Origin of the sequence: Kitasatospora sp. NPDC090091 (genome assembly GCF_044747365.1) — a bacterium.
Lineage (GTDB): Bacteria > Actinomycetota > Actinomycetes > Streptomycetales > Streptomycetaceae > Kitasatospora.
On the sequence record NZ_JBIVDY010000016.1, the window covers coordinates 15,195 to 29,569 of the forward strand.

At 73.9% G+C, this 14,375-nt stretch carries 13 protein-coding genes; 4 read left to right on the plus strand and 9 right to left on the minus strand.

Annotated features, from left to right (window positions below; all coding sequences use genetic code 11):
• Positions 1-35: 35 nt before the first annotated feature.
• Complete coding sequence (locus ACIPSC_RS26135) at positions 36-731, minus strand: demethylmenaquinone methyltransferase (RefSeq protein WP_400828492.1); 696 nt, start codon at positions 729-731, stop codon at positions 36-38.
• Between the two features lie 507 nt (positions 732-1,238).
• Complete coding sequence (locus ACIPSC_RS26140; protein ID WP_400828493.1) at positions 1,239-2,039, minus strand: exodeoxyribonuclease III; 801 nt, start codon at positions 2,037-2,039, stop codon at positions 1,239-1,241.
• Between the two features lie 321 nt (positions 2,040-2,360).
• On the opposite strand from ACIPSC_RS26140, the gene ACIPSC_RS26145 reads away from it, so the two are divergent.
• Positions 2,361-3,134 carry a GntR family transcriptional regulator gene (locus ACIPSC_RS26145; RefSeq protein ID WP_400828659.1) on the plus strand — a complete coding sequence of 258 codons (774 nt, stop codon included), beginning with the start codon at positions 2,361-2,363 and terminating at the stop codon, positions 3,132-3,134.
• A 138-nt stretch (positions 3,135-3,272) separates the two neighbouring features.
• On the opposite strand, the gene ACIPSC_RS26150 is transcribed toward ACIPSC_RS26145, so the two are convergent.
• Complete coding sequence (locus ACIPSC_RS26150) at positions 3,273-4,589, minus strand: ROK family protein (protein ID WP_400828494.1); 1,317 nt, start codon at positions 4,587-4,589, stop codon at positions 3,273-3,275.
• Positions 4,590-4,956: 367 nt separating this feature from the next.
• Here ACIPSC_RS26150 and ACIPSC_RS26155 point away from each other — a divergent pair, with 367 nt between their 5' ends.
• Together ACIPSC_RS26155 and ACIPSC_RS26160 are read left to right on the plus strand one after the other, a co-directional pair.
• Positions 4,957-5,556: a class I SAM-dependent methyltransferase gene (locus tag ACIPSC_RS26155; protein WP_400828495.1), complete on the plus strand. Its 600-nt coding sequence runs from the start codon at positions 4,957-4,959 to the stop codon at positions 5,554-5,556.
• A gap of 182 nt (positions 5,557-5,738) precedes the next feature.
• Positions 5,739-6,200 (plus strand): GNAT family N-acetyltransferase, encoded by a 462-nt coding sequence (locus ACIPSC_RS26160; protein WP_400828660.1) that lies wholly within the window; start codon positions 5,739-5,741, stop codon positions 6,198-6,200.
• Between the two features lie 72 nt (positions 6,201-6,272).
• On the opposite strand, the gene ACIPSC_RS26165 is transcribed toward ACIPSC_RS26160, so the two are convergent.
• The 6 genes from ACIPSC_RS26165 to bioB form a co-directional block, all read right to left on the minus strand.
• Entirely contained in the window at positions 6,273-7,520 is a 1,248-nt protein-coding gene (locus ACIPSC_RS26165) for an LLM class flavin-dependent oxidoreductase (protein WP_400828496.1), read from the minus strand.
• On the minus strand, positions 7,517-8,911 hold the full coding sequence (locus ACIPSC_RS26170) for an NtaA/DmoA family FMN-dependent monooxygenase (protein WP_400828497.1): 1,395 nt from the start codon (positions 8,909-8,911) through the stop codon (positions 7,517-7,519). The genes ACIPSC_RS26165 and ACIPSC_RS26170 overlap by 4 nt, the downstream gene beginning before the upstream one ends.
• Positions 8,912-9,150: 239 nt before the next feature.
• Positions 9,151-9,597, minus strand: a complete 447-nt coding sequence (locus tag ACIPSC_RS26175) for a hypothetical protein (protein WP_400828498.1) — start codon at positions 9,595-9,597, stop codon at positions 9,151-9,153.
• A gap of 140 nt (positions 9,598-9,737) precedes the next feature.
• The gene (gene bioD / locus ACIPSC_RS26180; RefSeq protein WP_400828499.1) at positions 9,738-10,550 is read right to left on the minus strand and encodes an ATP-dependent dethiobiotin synthetase BioD; all 813 of its coding nucleotides are present in this window, start codon (positions 10,548-10,550) and stop codon (positions 9,738-9,740) included.
• On the minus strand, positions 10,547-11,848 hold the full coding sequence (locus ACIPSC_RS26185; protein ID WP_400828500.1) for an adenosylmethionine--8-amino-7-oxononanoate transaminase: 1,302 nt from the start codon (positions 11,846-11,848) through the stop codon (positions 10,547-10,549). The genes bioD and ACIPSC_RS26185 overlap by 4 nt, the downstream gene beginning before the upstream one ends.
• A 95-nt stretch (positions 11,849-11,943) precedes the next feature.
• Positions 11,944-13,251, minus strand: a complete 1,308-nt coding sequence (bioB, locus tag ACIPSC_RS26190; protein ID WP_400828501.1) for a biotin synthase BioB — start codon at positions 13,249-13,251, stop codon at positions 11,944-11,946.
• 214 nt (positions 13,252-13,465) lie between these two features.
• On the opposite strand from bioB, the gene ACIPSC_RS26195 reads away from it, so the two are divergent.
• Positions 13,466-14,311, plus strand: a complete 846-nt coding sequence (locus tag ACIPSC_RS26195; RefSeq protein WP_400828502.1) for a hypothetical protein — start codon at positions 13,466-13,468, stop codon at positions 14,309-14,311.
• Positions 14,312-14,375 lie beyond the last annotated feature (64 nt).

Consider the following 14,375-nt stretch of genomic DNA (forward strand, 5'->3'; position numbering starts at 1 on the left):
TTGTCCGTGTGATGTATACGACACACGCGAGTGCGCTAGACGGGTTTGGTGGCCCGATGGAGCGTCACAATGCCGTTCGTGAGGTTCCGCCAACCGACCTGGCCCCAGCCGCTCCCGGCGATGGTGTTCGCGAGGCTGCGCTGATCCGGCCAGCTGCGGATGGATTCGGCCAGGTAGACGTACGCCTCCGGGTTCGACGAGACGCGCTTGGCCAGAACCGGCAACGCGCGAGGCACGTAGTTCCGGTAGACCGTGCGGAACGGCCGCCAGGTGGGGGTGGAGAATTCGCAGATCACCAGCCGGCCGCCGGGCCGGGTGACGCGGGCCATCTCCGAGAGGGCGGCCGCGGTGTCCTGCATGTTGCGCAGCCCGAAGCAGACGGTCACCGCATCGAAGGACTCGTCCTTGAAGGGCAGTAGCATTCCGTCCGCACCGACCATCGGCACATCGCGGCCGAGCTCGCGCCCGCGGAACAGCATCCCGGTGGAGAAGTCCGCGGCGATGCAGCGGGCACCGGACCGGGACAATTCGACGGTGGAGATGCCGGTGCCGGCGGCCAGGTCGAGAACGAGGTCCTGCGATGTCAGTCGAAGAGCCTGATGGGTCGCTCTGCGCCAGTACCGGTCGAGGCCGAAGCACATGACCGTGTTCGCCCAGTCGTAGTGGCGCGCCACGCCGCCGAACATCTCGGCAACCTCGCGGGGATTCTTGTCCAGCCCGGCTCGTGACATGTTCCGCACTCTACCCGAGAGCCCGGCGGGGGCCAAAGATCAATAATTCACCATAATCGGATCGGATGATTCCACTTTGGTGGGTTCGGTGAGGCCTAGGCGACCGGCCGGGGGTACTCGCGCGCCCCCATAATCGCACTCACCTGCACGTTCACCGAAATCGCCGGCGTTCCCGGGAGTGCCCCGGCCGAGGGCCCGCCGCGGTTCCGGGCCCTGGGCCGCGACGAGGAGAGGCGGTCGTCGTCGCTGAATCGGGTGATCAGGGGCGATGACGGGAAATGCGTACCTCATTCGTCAATGGCGCGTGATTTCACATCTCGGGGCGAACTCGATGGCGGAGCACGACCCCGCCGCACTCCGCCACACCCGACCGGGGGCGCGGCCACCGGTCGGAGCAGGTCGCGCTGCAATGCGCGGCGTGCGATCCCCGGTTCCGGTTCGGGACCGGCCGCTCAGGTCTGGTCACTCGCCCGCAGACGGGTGGCGAGCCGGCGCCGGGCCATCGGGTCAGCCGTGGTTGTACACCGCGGTGACGGGCGCATGGTCGGACCAGCGCTCGGCATGGGTGGCGGCGCGCTCGACGTAGGCCTCGACGGCCTTGGCGGCCAGGCCCGGGGTGGCGACCTGGAGGTCGATGCGCCAGCCGGAGTCGTTGTCGAAGGCGCGGCCGCGGTAGGACCACCAGCTGTAGGGGCCGGTGCGGTCGGGGTGGAGGGCGCGGACGACGTCGACGTAGCCGGCCTCGTCGTAGACGCGGGAGAGCCAGGCGCGCTCCTCGGGGAGGAAGCCGGCGGCCTTCTGGTTGGCCTTCCAGTTCTTGAGGTCCTCAGGGCGGTGGGCGATGTTCCAGTCGCCGCAGACGACGACCTCGCGGCCCTCGGCGGCGGCCCGGGCGCGGAGCTTGGTGAGGTGGACCAGGAACTCCGCCATGAAGCGTTCCTTCTCCTCCTGGCGTTCGGTGCCGACTTCGCCGGAGGGGAGATAGAGGCTGGCCACGGTGAGGCCCGGCAGGTCGATTTCTACGTACCTGCCCGAATTGTCGAATTCCGCCGATTCGAAACCGACCACCGTGCGCTCCGGCTCCTGCCGGGACAGCACCGCGACGCCCGCCCGGCCCTTGGCGGCCGACGGGGCCCAGACCGTGTGCCAGCCCTCCAGGTCGCGCAGCTCCACCGGCAGTTGCTCGGGCTCGGAGCGGACCTCCTGAAGGCAGATGACGTCCGCCTCGGTGGCGGCCAGCCACTCGATGAAGCCCTTCTTGGCGGCTGCCCGGATCCCGTTCACGTTGACACTCGTCACCACAATCACCCGGGAAGCCTATCGGGGCCCGTGGCCCGGGCCGGCGACGACGCGTCCGGATGTCGAGGGCGTCCAGCTGCCGAGACGTCCGGGCGTCGAATTGTCGAGATGGCGTGAACACGGCATGAATCCCGGTGGCAACCGCACCAACCGCCGCCATTGGTCTTGACCATCTCCGGACGCAGCCCCTAGGGTCGCTTACTGCAAAGACCTTTAATAAAGAAGGACGGATAAAGCCCGCTCTCCCACCTGCCGCAACAGCGGACAGCGGGCCGGCATCCGCCCTCCTTTCGGCAGGGCGGACAGAGGACGACACAGGTGGAGGTCACGGTGGGGACGACAGGGCAGCTCTCGACTGTTCCGGAACCGAAGTACTGGCACCTGCGCACGGTGCTGCTCCGCGCCATCGAGACGGAGTTCACCACCGGCCAGATCCTCCCGAACGAGCGCGAGCTCTCCGCCCGCTTCGGGGTGGCCCGGGCCACCCTCCGGCAGGCGCTCGACCAGCTGGAACTGGAGGGCCGGCTGGTCCGCCGCCGCGGCATCGGCACCCTGATCGCCGCGCCGCGCGTCGGCGTCCCGGTCAACCGGCACGAGGAGGGCTGGCCGGGCACCGCCCGCAGCCAGTCCTGGCGCATCGTCGACTGCACCACGGCCCCGGCCACCCCTCAGCTCGCCAAGGCGCTGGGCGTCGCCGAGGGCGCCACCGTGCACACCGTCCGCCGGGTCCGCATGGTCCAGGGCCAGAACATGGCCACCGAGTCGCTGCACGTCCCCGCCGCCGCGCTGCCGCACCTGCCCGGCTTCCGGGCGGAGAGCGACCGGGCCCGCTCGGTGCTGCGCCAGCTGGAGCGCCTGGAGGTCGACGGCGAGTCCCGCTCGGTCGAGCTGGGCGTCGCCGAGGCCGGGGAGGCCGCCCTGCTGGAGCGCCCGCCGGGCACGCCGGTCCTGGTGATGACCACCCAGTACGCGGCGGCCGGCCGCCTGGTCGCGATCGCGGTCTCCACCTACCGGGCCGACACCTGCAAGCTCACCTTCGGCGAGACCGGTCTGGTCGAGGTCACCCCCGTCGCCGCCTCCTCCGAGGTGCGCAGCGCCTCCTGAACCACCTCCCGAAACCCTCAGGCCACGGGCCCGGACGCACCCACAGGTGTCCGGGCCCGTGGCTGTCGGGGCGTCCGTAGGGCGGGGCGAGCGGGGCCGGGACGGCGCACTGCCGTCCCGGCCCCGGTGCCGGGCCGCTCAGCCCCGGGCGCCGGTGCCCGTCGGGGGATCGACGGCGAACAGCTGCTCCTCGACCTGGTCCAGCGCCACCCGCAGCGCGCCCGTCGCGACCACCTCCGAGCCCAGCGCGGCCAGCGCCACCTCGGGCGCGCGCAGCGTGAGCTGGGCCAGGCGCTCGCGCAGCGGCTCCAGGACGCCGTCCAGGCCGGCCGCCCAGCCGCCGACCACCACCAGCTGCGGGTCGATCGCCAGCACCAGTGCCGCCACCCCCTGCACCAGCCGGGTCAGGAAGCGGTCCATCGCGACCTGCGCCACCTCGTCGCCCTCGCGGGCCAGCTTCAGCACCCGGGCGACGGCGGCCTCGTCCAGCGGGTCGAGCGGCTTGCCGGTGGTGGAGAGCAGCCGCTCGGGGGTGACCTCCTGGCCGAGCAGGTGCAGCGCGCCGATCTCGCCGGCCGCGCCGCCGAAGCCGCGGTGCAGCCGGCCGTTGATCAGCGAGCCGGCGCCGGGGCTGAGGCCGGCCATCACGAACACCACGTCGTCCGCGCCGATCGCCGCGCCCTGCCAGTGCTCGGCGATGGCGGCGAGGTTGGCGTCGTTCTCGATCATGACGGGGCAGCGGAACGAGCGGCGCAGCCGAGCGCCCAGGTCGAGGCCGGTCCAGCCGGGCATCGCGGTGCCGAGCTGCACGGTGCCGTCCCGGTCGACGATGCCGGGGGTGCCGACGCCGACCGCCCAGAGGTTGTCCCGGGAGACGCCGGCCTTGCGCAGCGCGTCGGTGACCACCGCGCGGACGGCGGCCAGCCGCTCCTCGGCGTCCAGGGCCTCCTCGACCGGGCGGTAGTGACGGCCCACCACCTCGCCGGTGAGGTCGGCGAGGATCACCCGGACGTCGTGGACGCCGATCTCGATGCCGAGGATGTGCCCGGCCTCGGCGCGGAACCGGAACCAGCGGGCCGGCCGGCCGCGCCGGCCGCCGCCGGGCTGGCCGTCGTTCTGCGGCTGCTCGACCTCGGCGACCAGGCCGGTCTCGACCAGGCCCTCGATCACGCCCTCCACCGTCGGCCGGGACAGCCCGGTGTCCCCGACCAGCTGAGTGAGGGTCACCGCATGGCCTGCCCGCAGCGCCCGCAGCGTCACCGCAGCATTGATCCGCCGCAGGAGCGAGGAGTCCCCACCGGTGAGTCGATCCGCCAAGACGCTGCCCTTCGCCGTTCGCGCGACTGCCCTGGCGCGCGTGCCGAGTGCGCGGTGACCGCCGGATGCCGACCACCGAGGGTCGACCGCCGAGTGTCCCGCGAGAGTCCGCCGCCCGGTGCACCGGCACGGCAGCATCAGGCCGCCTGCGCCGGGCCGGAGGGCATGTGCCGGATGCTACCCGGGCGTGGCCCGGACGGGCGAGCATCTTCGCAGCTCACCCCGGCTTCGGTATCGAAATGGTACGCACCGGGTGGCGGTGGGTGATCCGGCCCGCCGCCGCCCCGGGGACCGTCTGCGGGCCGAGGTGCGGCGAGGCTCCGGGAGCCGGGTCGAGGCGCGGCGCGGCGGGGCGTGGCGGGGGCCGGGGCGGTCCGCGCGACCGCCGGAGAGCCTCTATGCTGCGGGCATGCCGAACGAGACGCACACGGTCCATCCGGGAGCAACTGCGGTGTCGGATCGAAGCTTTGTGCGGAGAGAGACCCGGCCCACGCCCGTCCCCTTCGTGCCCGAGGTGACCCTGCACATGGCGGAGGACGCCATTGCGCTCTGGGAGACCACCGAGGACGCCCGCGGCGAGGCCGGCATGCCGCCGCCGTTCTGGGCGTTCGCCTGGGCCGGCGGGGTCGGGGTCGCGCGGTACGTGCTCGACCACCCGGAGCTGGTGGCCGGGCGGAGGGTGCTGGACCTCGCGGCCGGCTCCGGGCTGGTGGGGATCGCGGCCGCGCTGCGCGGTGCCCGCTCGGTGCGGGCCGCCGAGATCGACGCCTACGCCGTGGCCGCGATCGAGATCAACGCGGAGGCCAACGGTGTCCGCGTCGACGCCGCGGTGGCGGACCTGCTGGACGGGGACGGCGCGCCGGCCGAGGTGGTGCTGGCCGGGGACGTCTTCTACGAGCGGGCGATGGCCGCGCGGTTCCTCCCGTTCCTGGAGCGGGCCCGGGCCCGCGGCGCCGAGGTCATCGTGGGCGACCCCGGACGGGCCTACCTGCCGCGCGAACGGTTCACCGCGCTGGCGGCGTACGAGGTGCCGGTGGTGGCCGATCTGGAGGACGCGGCGCTCAAGACCACCACGGTCTGGCGCCTCGCGCCGCCGCGCGGCTGACTCCCCGTCCGGCGGCGCGGCGAACGGGCCGTCCGCACACCGGAATTCCCGGCGCGGCGGCCTGACGCCTTGGTAGACACGCCCGCATGACCGATCACCTGAGCGTGAACCTGCGCGAGAACCTGCGCGAGACCGTGAGCGCGAACCTGCGCGAGAACCCGAGCGGGACCCGGAGCGCCGCCCTGCCCGGCGATGCGGGCCCGGGCGCGGCCGGCGGCACAGCCCTGCGCGCCGCCACGCCCGACGACATCCCCGCCGTGCTCGACCTCTGGGCGCGCGCGGCCAAGGGGACCAGCATCACGGACGACGCAGACGGCGTCGCGGGCCTGCTCGCCCGGGACCCGGAGTGCCTGCTCCTCGCGACCCGCGCCGACGGCGCCGTCGTCGGCACCGTGATCGCCGGCTGGGACGGCTGGCGCTGCCACCTCTACCGGCTCGCCGTCGACCCCGACCACCGCCGCCGGGGCATCGGCGCGGCGCTGCTGGCCGCCGCCGAGTCCCGGTTCGCCGCGCTCGGCGGGCGCCGCGCCGATGCGATGGTGCTGGACGACAACGCCCTCGGCCACCGCACCTGGCAGGCGGCCGGCTACGGGCCGCAGCCGCAGTGGACCCGCTGGGTGAAGCCCCTGGACGGTCGGGCGTAGCCGCCGGGCCCGGCAAGAGGCGCCCGGCCCGGCGGCGGCCTGCGCGCGGGCCGCCGTCGGTGCGAGCGGCCCTCACGCCGCCGACGGGCTCGGCGCGTACCGGTTGGCGGGCCGGGCGAGCCCGAGGTGGCCCCGCAGGGTCTGCGCCGTGTACGCCGTGCGGAAGGCGCCCCGCCGCTGGAGTTCGGGGACCAGCCCGCGGGTGATCGCGGCGAGGTCGTGCGGCAGGCGGCCCGGGCGCAGGCGGAATCCGTCGAGGCCGGCCGTCCGCCGGTCGAGCAGCAGGTCGGCCAGCTCGGACGGCGTGCCGGTGAAGATCTCCGCGTCGGAGCGGAGCGGTGCGCCGTCCAGCTCGTCCAGCCGCTCCCGCTGGCGGGCGGCCTCGCCGGGGCGGTCGTCCAGGAAGACCAGCAGGTCGGCGAAGACCTTGAGCGGCAGGTCGGCGGGCCGGCCGACGACCGCCTTCGCGGTCTCCAGCTCGGCCAGGATCGCCGCCGCACCGGGGCCGGAGTGGGGCGTGACGAAGACCAGGTCGCCGCCCCGGGCGGCCAGTTCGTACGGGATGCCGGCGTGGGCGACGACGGCGACCGGCGGTTGCCCCTGGGGCGGGCGCGGGGTGATGGACGGGCCGCGGACGGAGAAGTGCTCGCCGGTGAATTCGATCGGGTGGAGCCGGTTCCGGTCGAGGAAGCGGCCGGTCGCGGCGTCGCGGACCACCGCGTCGTCTTCCCAGCTGTCCCAGAGCCGGCGGACCACCTCCACCACGTCGGTGGCCTCCGCGAAGAGCGGGGCCAGCCGCTTGGCGATCAGCTCGGAGTCGCGGGCGTCGTCGGCGGTGAGCGCCGGCGTGGTGCGGCGTCCGAAGTGGGCGGCGTCGTCGGCGCGGAAGGAGAGCTGGGGCCGCCACCCGGCGCGGCCGAGGCTGGTGAAGTCGAGGGTGGCGAGGGCGGTGGAGAGGTGGAACGGCTCGGTGTGGGTGACGTTGGTGGTCGGTATCAGGCCGATCCGCGAGGTGAGCGGTGCGACCCGACTGGCGATCAGGACGGCGTCGAGGCGGCCGCGCACCTGGTCGGTCCGCTCGTCCGGACCGGTGATGGCCGAGCCCTGGAGGGCCAGGGTGTCCTCGATGGTGACCAGGTCGAGCAGCCCGTGCTCGGCCTCGGTGACGAGGTCGGCCCAGTAGCCGGCGGTGAACAGCTCGCCGGGGCGGGCGTCCGGGGCGCGCCAGGCGGCCGGGTGCCAGCCGGCGCCGTCCAGGGCGACGGCGAGGTGGAGCTGTTGCGTCTGCTGCGTGTGCGCCTGCGGCTGGGGCCGGCTCATGCGGTGGCCTCCTGGGTCGGTCGGCGGGTCTCGGGCAGCTCCGGCCGGGCCTGTGCCGGTGCGGGCCGGGGCGCCGTCAGGCCGAGGTGGTCGCGGAGCGTGCTGCCGGTGTACTCGGTGCGGTGGACGCCCTTCTCCTGGAGCAGCGGCACTACCCGGTCGACGAAGTCGTCCAGCCCGCCGGGGACGACGTGCGGGGCGAGGATGTAGCCGTCGGCGCCGTCGTTCTGCACGAAGGCGTCCATGGCATCGGCGACTTCGCGCGGCGTGCCGACGAAGTTCTGCCTCCCGGTGACCTCGGTGACCAACTCGCGGATGCTCAGCCCGCGTTCGCTCGCCAACGTGCGCCACTTCCGTACCGTCCCGGCCCGGTCGACCCGGAAGATCGAGTGCCCCTGGAGCAGCAGGTTGTCCGGATCCGGGTCGATCTCGGGCAGCGGGCCGTCCGGGTCGTAGCCGGAGAGGTCGCGGCCCCAGAACGCCTCCAGGTAGGAGATGGCCTTCTGCGGGCTGATCCGCTGCCGGCGGAACTCGGCCGCCTGCTCGTGCGCCTCCTCGGTGGTGTCGCCGAGCACGAACGTGACGTAGGGCAGGATCTTCAACTGCTCGGGGGAGCGGCCGTACGCGGCGAGCCGGCCCTTGACGTCGCGGTAGAACTCCTGAGCCTCGGCGAGTTCGCCGTACTTGCTGAAGATCACGTCGGCGTCGGCGGCGGCGAACTCCCGTCCCTGGGCGGACTCGCCGGCCTGGATGATCACCGGGTGGCCCTGCGGGGGCCGCGGCGTGTTGAACCGGCCGGTGATGTCGAAGTGGCGGCCGGTGTGGGTGAACCGCCCGGCCGCGGGCCGGAGGAAGCGGCCGTCCGCCTGGTCGGCGAGCACGTCGCCGTCCGCCCAGCTGTCCCACAACTCACGGGCGGTCTGCAGGAATTCGGTGGCACGGGTGTACCGGTCCGATTCGGCCAGGAAGCCGCCGCGGCGGAAGTTCTCCCCGGTGAACTCGTCCCAGCTGGTCACCACGTTCCAGGCGGCCCGGCCCTCGCTCAGGTGGTCCAGCGACGCCAACCGCCGTGCCACCTCGTAGGGTTCGTTGAAGGTGGAGTTGACGGTGGCGGCGAGTCCGATCCTCGACGTGACGGCCGCGAGGGCGCTGAGGACGGTGAGCGCCTCCGGCCGCCCGGCCACCTCCTGCTCGTACAGCTCGCCCTTGTGCTCGCGCAGCCGCAGGCCCTCGGCCAGGAAGAAGAAGTCGAACCTGCCCCGTTCGGCGGTGCGTGCCAGATGGGTGAACGACGCGAAGTCGATCTGGCTGCCGGCCCTCGGGTCGGACCAGACGACCGGGTCCCCGATGCCGGGAAGAATCGTGGCGAGGTGGATCTGCTTGGCGGGCACGACGAACGATCGCCTCCTGTCAGCCCCTCGGCCGGGCCCGGTGGCCCGGCCCTCGGCGAGGACACGCCCATCCTGCGCAGGCCCCACGGAGCGGGGCAACCGGTGCAACCAACTGTTCACGGGGCGAAACACGGTGCCGCGCAACGGGGTTGGCCGAAATCAGCCTGGCGAGGGGGAGGCTGTTCGCGGGCCGGCCGCCGCTACCGCGCCGGGCCGCTCGGAGGAGGGTCAGGAGCCGCTCACGGGTGGCTGAGCGCGTACGTGCGGAAGGTCGCCAGCAGCGGCAGCACGTCCGTCTTGCTCGGCTCCTCCGTCACCGCCCGCATGGCGTCGATGACCGTGCAGGCGATCACCTTGGTGACCGCCAGGTCGTCGGCGGCGGCCGCCTCCCCCCAGGCACACAGGGTCTGGGCCAGCAGGGCGCTCATCCGGGCGCCGATGTTGGAGCTCACCGCGTCGGTGAGCTCCTCCAGTTCCTCGTCGGTCATGCTGGAGCGCAGCCCGAAGGCGAGCGCCATCAGGGTGTCGATGGCGTGCTCCCCGTACGCCGCGACCAGGGCCGGCAGCGCCCGTTCACCCGGGCCGCCGGCGGCCAGCGCGGTCAGTGCCTCGTCGTCGTCCTTCCACGCCGCTTCCAGCGCGGCGAGGGCCCGGAGGGCCTCGTCTAGCGTCAGGCCATCTGTCATACCGAGTACGGTATTGAGCCCGTCCGGGCCGGCGGCGGGCCGGACGTGGATTCTCACTCCTTCGAGCGACACCGGCCCGGATTCCTGCGCCCCGCTCCTGCTGCTCCGGTCCCGTTGCGGCGCGGCGCGCGGCCGCGCCGCTACGCGGGCGCGTTCACGGCGGTGAACTCCGCCGCGTCCCAGCCGCCGTGCAGCTCCGGGGCCAGCGCCGCGTACGCCAGCGCCGTGAAGTCCCCGGCGCCGGCCGCCCGTTCGGGCAGGGCGCCGAGCAGCGGTGCGCCGGCCGCCTTCGGCAGGTCGGCCAGATTGCAGCGGTCGGCGAGACCGGGGGAGTCGGGCCAGGCGCCGATGACCACGCCGAGCAGCGGCAGACCGCGCGCGGCCAGCGCCTCGGCGGTGAGCGCCGTGGTGTTGAGGGTGCCGAGGCCGGCCGTCGCCACCAGCAGCACCTCCGCCGGGAGACCGAGCTCCCGTACGGCGGCCGCCTGGTCGGCGAGCGTGCGGCCCTCCTCGTCGTAGCGGACCAGCAGACCGCCGGCGCCCTCGACCAGCACCAGGTCGTGCGCCTCGGCGAGTTCGGCGACCGCCGCCGCGGCCCGCTCCGGCGACAGGTACGGCCGGCCCGACCGCCGGGCGGCGGTGTCCGGGGCCAACGGCTCGGGGTAGCGCACGAGTTCGCGCGTGGTCAGCGGAGCGCCGTTCGGCTCGGAGCCGACCGACCCGGCACCGGCCGCCCCGGCACCGACCGACCCGGCACCGGAGAGCGGGGCACCGACCAGCCGGGCCACCTCGTCGACGTCCCCCGGCTCGTCCGGTCCGATGCCGGTCTGCCCGGGCTTGAGCACCGCGACCCGCCGGCCCGCGCGGACCGCCGCCGCGGCCACGGCGGCGGTCGCCACCGTCTTGCCGACCTCGGTGCCCGTCCCGGTCACGAAGAGGATCCGGGCGCTCATCCGGCCACCGCCGCCGCTGTCACCGCGGCCGCGATCCGCGCCACGTCCTCGTCCCCGGTCACGTACGGGGGCATGGTGTAGATCAGGTCCCGGAACGGCCGCAGCCAGACGCCCTCCCGGGCCGCCGCCGCCGTCGCCGCCACCATGTCCACCGGGTGGTCCAACTGCACCACCCCGATGGCGCCCAGGACGCGCACGTCCCGCACGCCCGGCAGCTCCGCCGCACCGGCCAGGCCGGTCCGCAGGCCGGTCTCGATCCGCTTCACCTCGACCTGCCAGTCCTGTCCGAGCAGCAGGTCGATCGAGGCGTTGGCGACGGCCGCGGCCAGCGGGTTGCCCATGAACGTCGGCCCGTGCGCCAGCACCGGCATCTCGCCGCGGCTGATCCCGTCCGCGATCCGGCTCGTGCAGAGCGCCGCCGCCATGGTCAGGTAGCCGCCGGTCAGCGACTTGCCGAGGCACATCACGTCCGGCGAGACGCCCGCGTGGTCGGCCGCGAACAGCGCGCCGCTGCGGCCGAACCCGGTGGCGATCTCGTCGAACACCAGCAGCACGCCGTGCCGGTCGCAGAGTTCGCGCAGCATCCGCAGGTAGGCCGGCGAGTGGAAGCGCATCCCGCCAGCGCCCTGGACCACCGGCTCGACGATCACGGCCGCCAACTCGTCGGCGTGGCGCGCCATCAGCGCGTCGAACTGCGCCGCGTACTCCTCGTCCGGCGGAGCGTCGAAGCCGGCCGGCGGCTCCGGCGCGAACAGCTGGCCGGGCAGCACCCCGCCCCAGAGGTGGTGCATGCCGCCCTCGGGGTCGCAGACCGACATCGGGTGGAAGGTGTCCCCGTGGTAGCCGCCGCGCCAGGTCAGCAGCCGGCGCTTGGCCGGGCGGCCGATGGACTGCCAGTACTGCAGGCACATCTTCATCGCGACCTCGACCGCGACCGATCCGGAGTCGGCGAGGAAGACGTGCTGCAGCGGCTCCGGGGTGATCTCCACCAGGCGGGCGGCCAGCCGGACGGCGGGCTCGTGGGTGAGCCCGCCGAACATCACGTGGCTCATTCGGCCGAGCTGGTCGCGTACCGCCGCATCCAGTACGGGGTGTCCGTAGCCGTGCACCGCCGCCCACCAGGACGACATGCCGTCGACCAACTCCGTTCTGCCCGCGACCGGTTGGGCGAGCCGGAGCCGCACCCCGGACGCGGACTCGACCACGTACGGGGTGACGGTGCCGGGCATCGGACCGTACGGGTGCCAGACGTGCGCCCGGTCGAGGGCGAGCAGGTCATCGGTGGACAGGTGGGTCATGACGGTGGAGTTCCTCGGGTTCCCGTGCGGCTGCGGCTGCGGCTGCGGTTCCGGTGCGGTTCCGGTGCGGTTCCGGTGCGGTTCCGGTACGGCGATCAGGCGTTCGGCGCCAGCTCGGTGCCGGCGCCGCGGCGGCGGACCCGGACCAGGTCGCTGCGCAGCTCGCCGTTCGCGGCCTCGGTAGCCGCCTCGCCGTCCGCCGGGACCTCGGCCGGCGCCTCGTTGCGCGCCGGTTCCGCACGGTGGCCGCCGCAGGGACCGCAGCCGTGCCCGCCCGGGGCCTCGGCCGCCGTGTCGGCCGGGCCGCCGGCCGGCTCCTCGCCGTGCCCGCCGCACGGGCCGCAGCCGCCGCCGGCCGTCCCGCACGCGCCGCCGGCCGCGGCAGCGGCCGCGATGTCGGCGCGGTGGCGCGGCAGGGTGGCCTCGCCGGCGCCCTCGACCTCGAAGCCCGCATCCTTGATCATGTCGAGGTCGGCCTGACCGGCCTGGCCCTCGCTGGTCAGGTAGTCGCCCAGGAAGATCGAGTTGGCGAGGTGCAGGCCCAGCGGCTGCATGGTGCGCAGGTGGACCTCGCGGCCGCCGGCGATGCGCACCTCGGTGTCCGGATTGACGAAGCGGACCATCGCCAGGATGCGCAGGCAGCGCTGCGGGGTGAGGTTCCACTCCTTCGCCAGCGGCGTGCCCTCGAACGGGATGAGGAAGTTGACCGGCACCGAGTCCGAGCCCAGCTCGCGCAGCGCGAAGACCACGTCGACCAGGTCCTCGTCGCTCTCGCCCATGCCCGCGATCAGGCCGGAGCAGGCCGAGAGGCCGGCGCCGTGCGCCTTTTGCACGGTGTCCACCCGGTCCGCGTAGGTGTGGGTGGTGGCGATGTCGCCGTAGGTGCCCTCGGAGGTGTTCAGGTTGTGGTTGTACGCGTCGGCGCCGGCCGCCTTCAGCCGCTCCGCCTGGTTGTCGGAGAGCAGGCCCAGGCAGGCGCAGATCTCGACGGCCGGGTCGGCCTCCTTGATCGCCGAGATGGTGTCGGCCACCCGGTCGATGTCACGGTCCGTCGGCCCGCGGCCGCTGGCCACCAGGCAGACCCGCTTGGCGCCACCCGCGACGCCCGCCTTCGCCGCCTCGGCGGCCTGGTCCGGCTTGAGCCAGGTGTACTTGAGGATCTCGGCCTTCGAGCCCAGCCGCTGCGAACAGTAGGAGCAGTCCTCCGGGCAGAGGCCGCTCTTCAGGTTCACCAGGTAGTTGAGCTTCACCCGGCGGCCGAACCACCGCCGGCGCACCCGACCGGCGGCCGCGACCACGTCCAGCAGCTCGTCGTCGGTGGTGGCGAGAACGGCGAGCGCCTCCTCGCGGGTGGGGGCTTCCCCGCGCAGGCCCTTGGCGGTGAGGGTATCGAGCAGATCCATGGGCCTGATCCTGCCTGGTGGCCGACGGGCGACGCCAGAGGAAACCCGCCAGAAGATCCCCGGGAGGATGTGCGAGTTGTCACAGTGTCGCCGCTCACGGTAGTGGCGCACGTCACTCCCCGGCCCGCTGCGGTTACCGACCGGTAGTCAGATTCGGCCGCAGACCGCCCACCCCGTGATCTGCGACACCTGTGACCTGCATAGAATCTCGGCCATGACCACGCAGGGGGAGCGCACCCCGTCCTCGGGAGACCTGTCATCGGGAGACCACGGAATCGACCACCTGCCGTCCGGGACGTACCGGCGGCCCAGGAGGAGCATCGCGCGGCGTGCGGTGGGGTGGGTCGTGGTGGTGGGGGTGGTGGCGGCCGGCGGCTGGATCATCACCCGCCCGACGCCCGGCGACTACATACCCGGGCTCGGCCCCAACAGCAAGGACGCCACCAAGACCCCGCCGGTCGTCGGCACGCCGGCGCCGCGCACCGTCGCCGACCCCGAGGGCCTCGACGTCGACACCCTCTTCCCCGCCCAGCGGCTGGTGGAGTCCGGCGGCTACAAGGGCAAGCGCTCCGGCGTCCGCCAGGGCGAGAACTGCACCGAGGCGCTCCAGGACCGCACCCAGGACGTGCTGCGCGAGACCGGGTGCCAGGGCTACCTGACCGTCAGCTTCGCCGGGCAGGAGAAGCCGGTGCTCAGCAGCGTCACCGTGCTGCGCTTCGCCGACCAGGCCGGGGCCGCCAAGGCCGCCGACGCGCTGCGGGCCAAGCCCGGCGCGCTGGCCTTCATCCTCCCCGACGCCACCACGGCCCGTCCGCCGGCCGCCGGCGCCGCCCAGCGCGGCACGGAGGGGCGCATCGAGGCCGTCGGCCGGCACGTGACCGTCACCAGCTCCCGGCTGCCCGAGGCGCACACCCCCTCGGCGCCGGCCTCCGGCACCGGTACGGGCTCCGCCACGCCGCTCACCGTCCCGCCCACCGCGGCGGCGAGCCCGGAGCAGATCCTCGACGAGGCCACCCGGGCGGTCTCCTACGCCGCCGGCTCGCCGTTCGCCTGGATGTAGGCGCCCGGGGCGGCGCCGAAGCGGTGCCGGTGCCCCGGCCCGGACCTCCGGCGCCCTTCGGGAC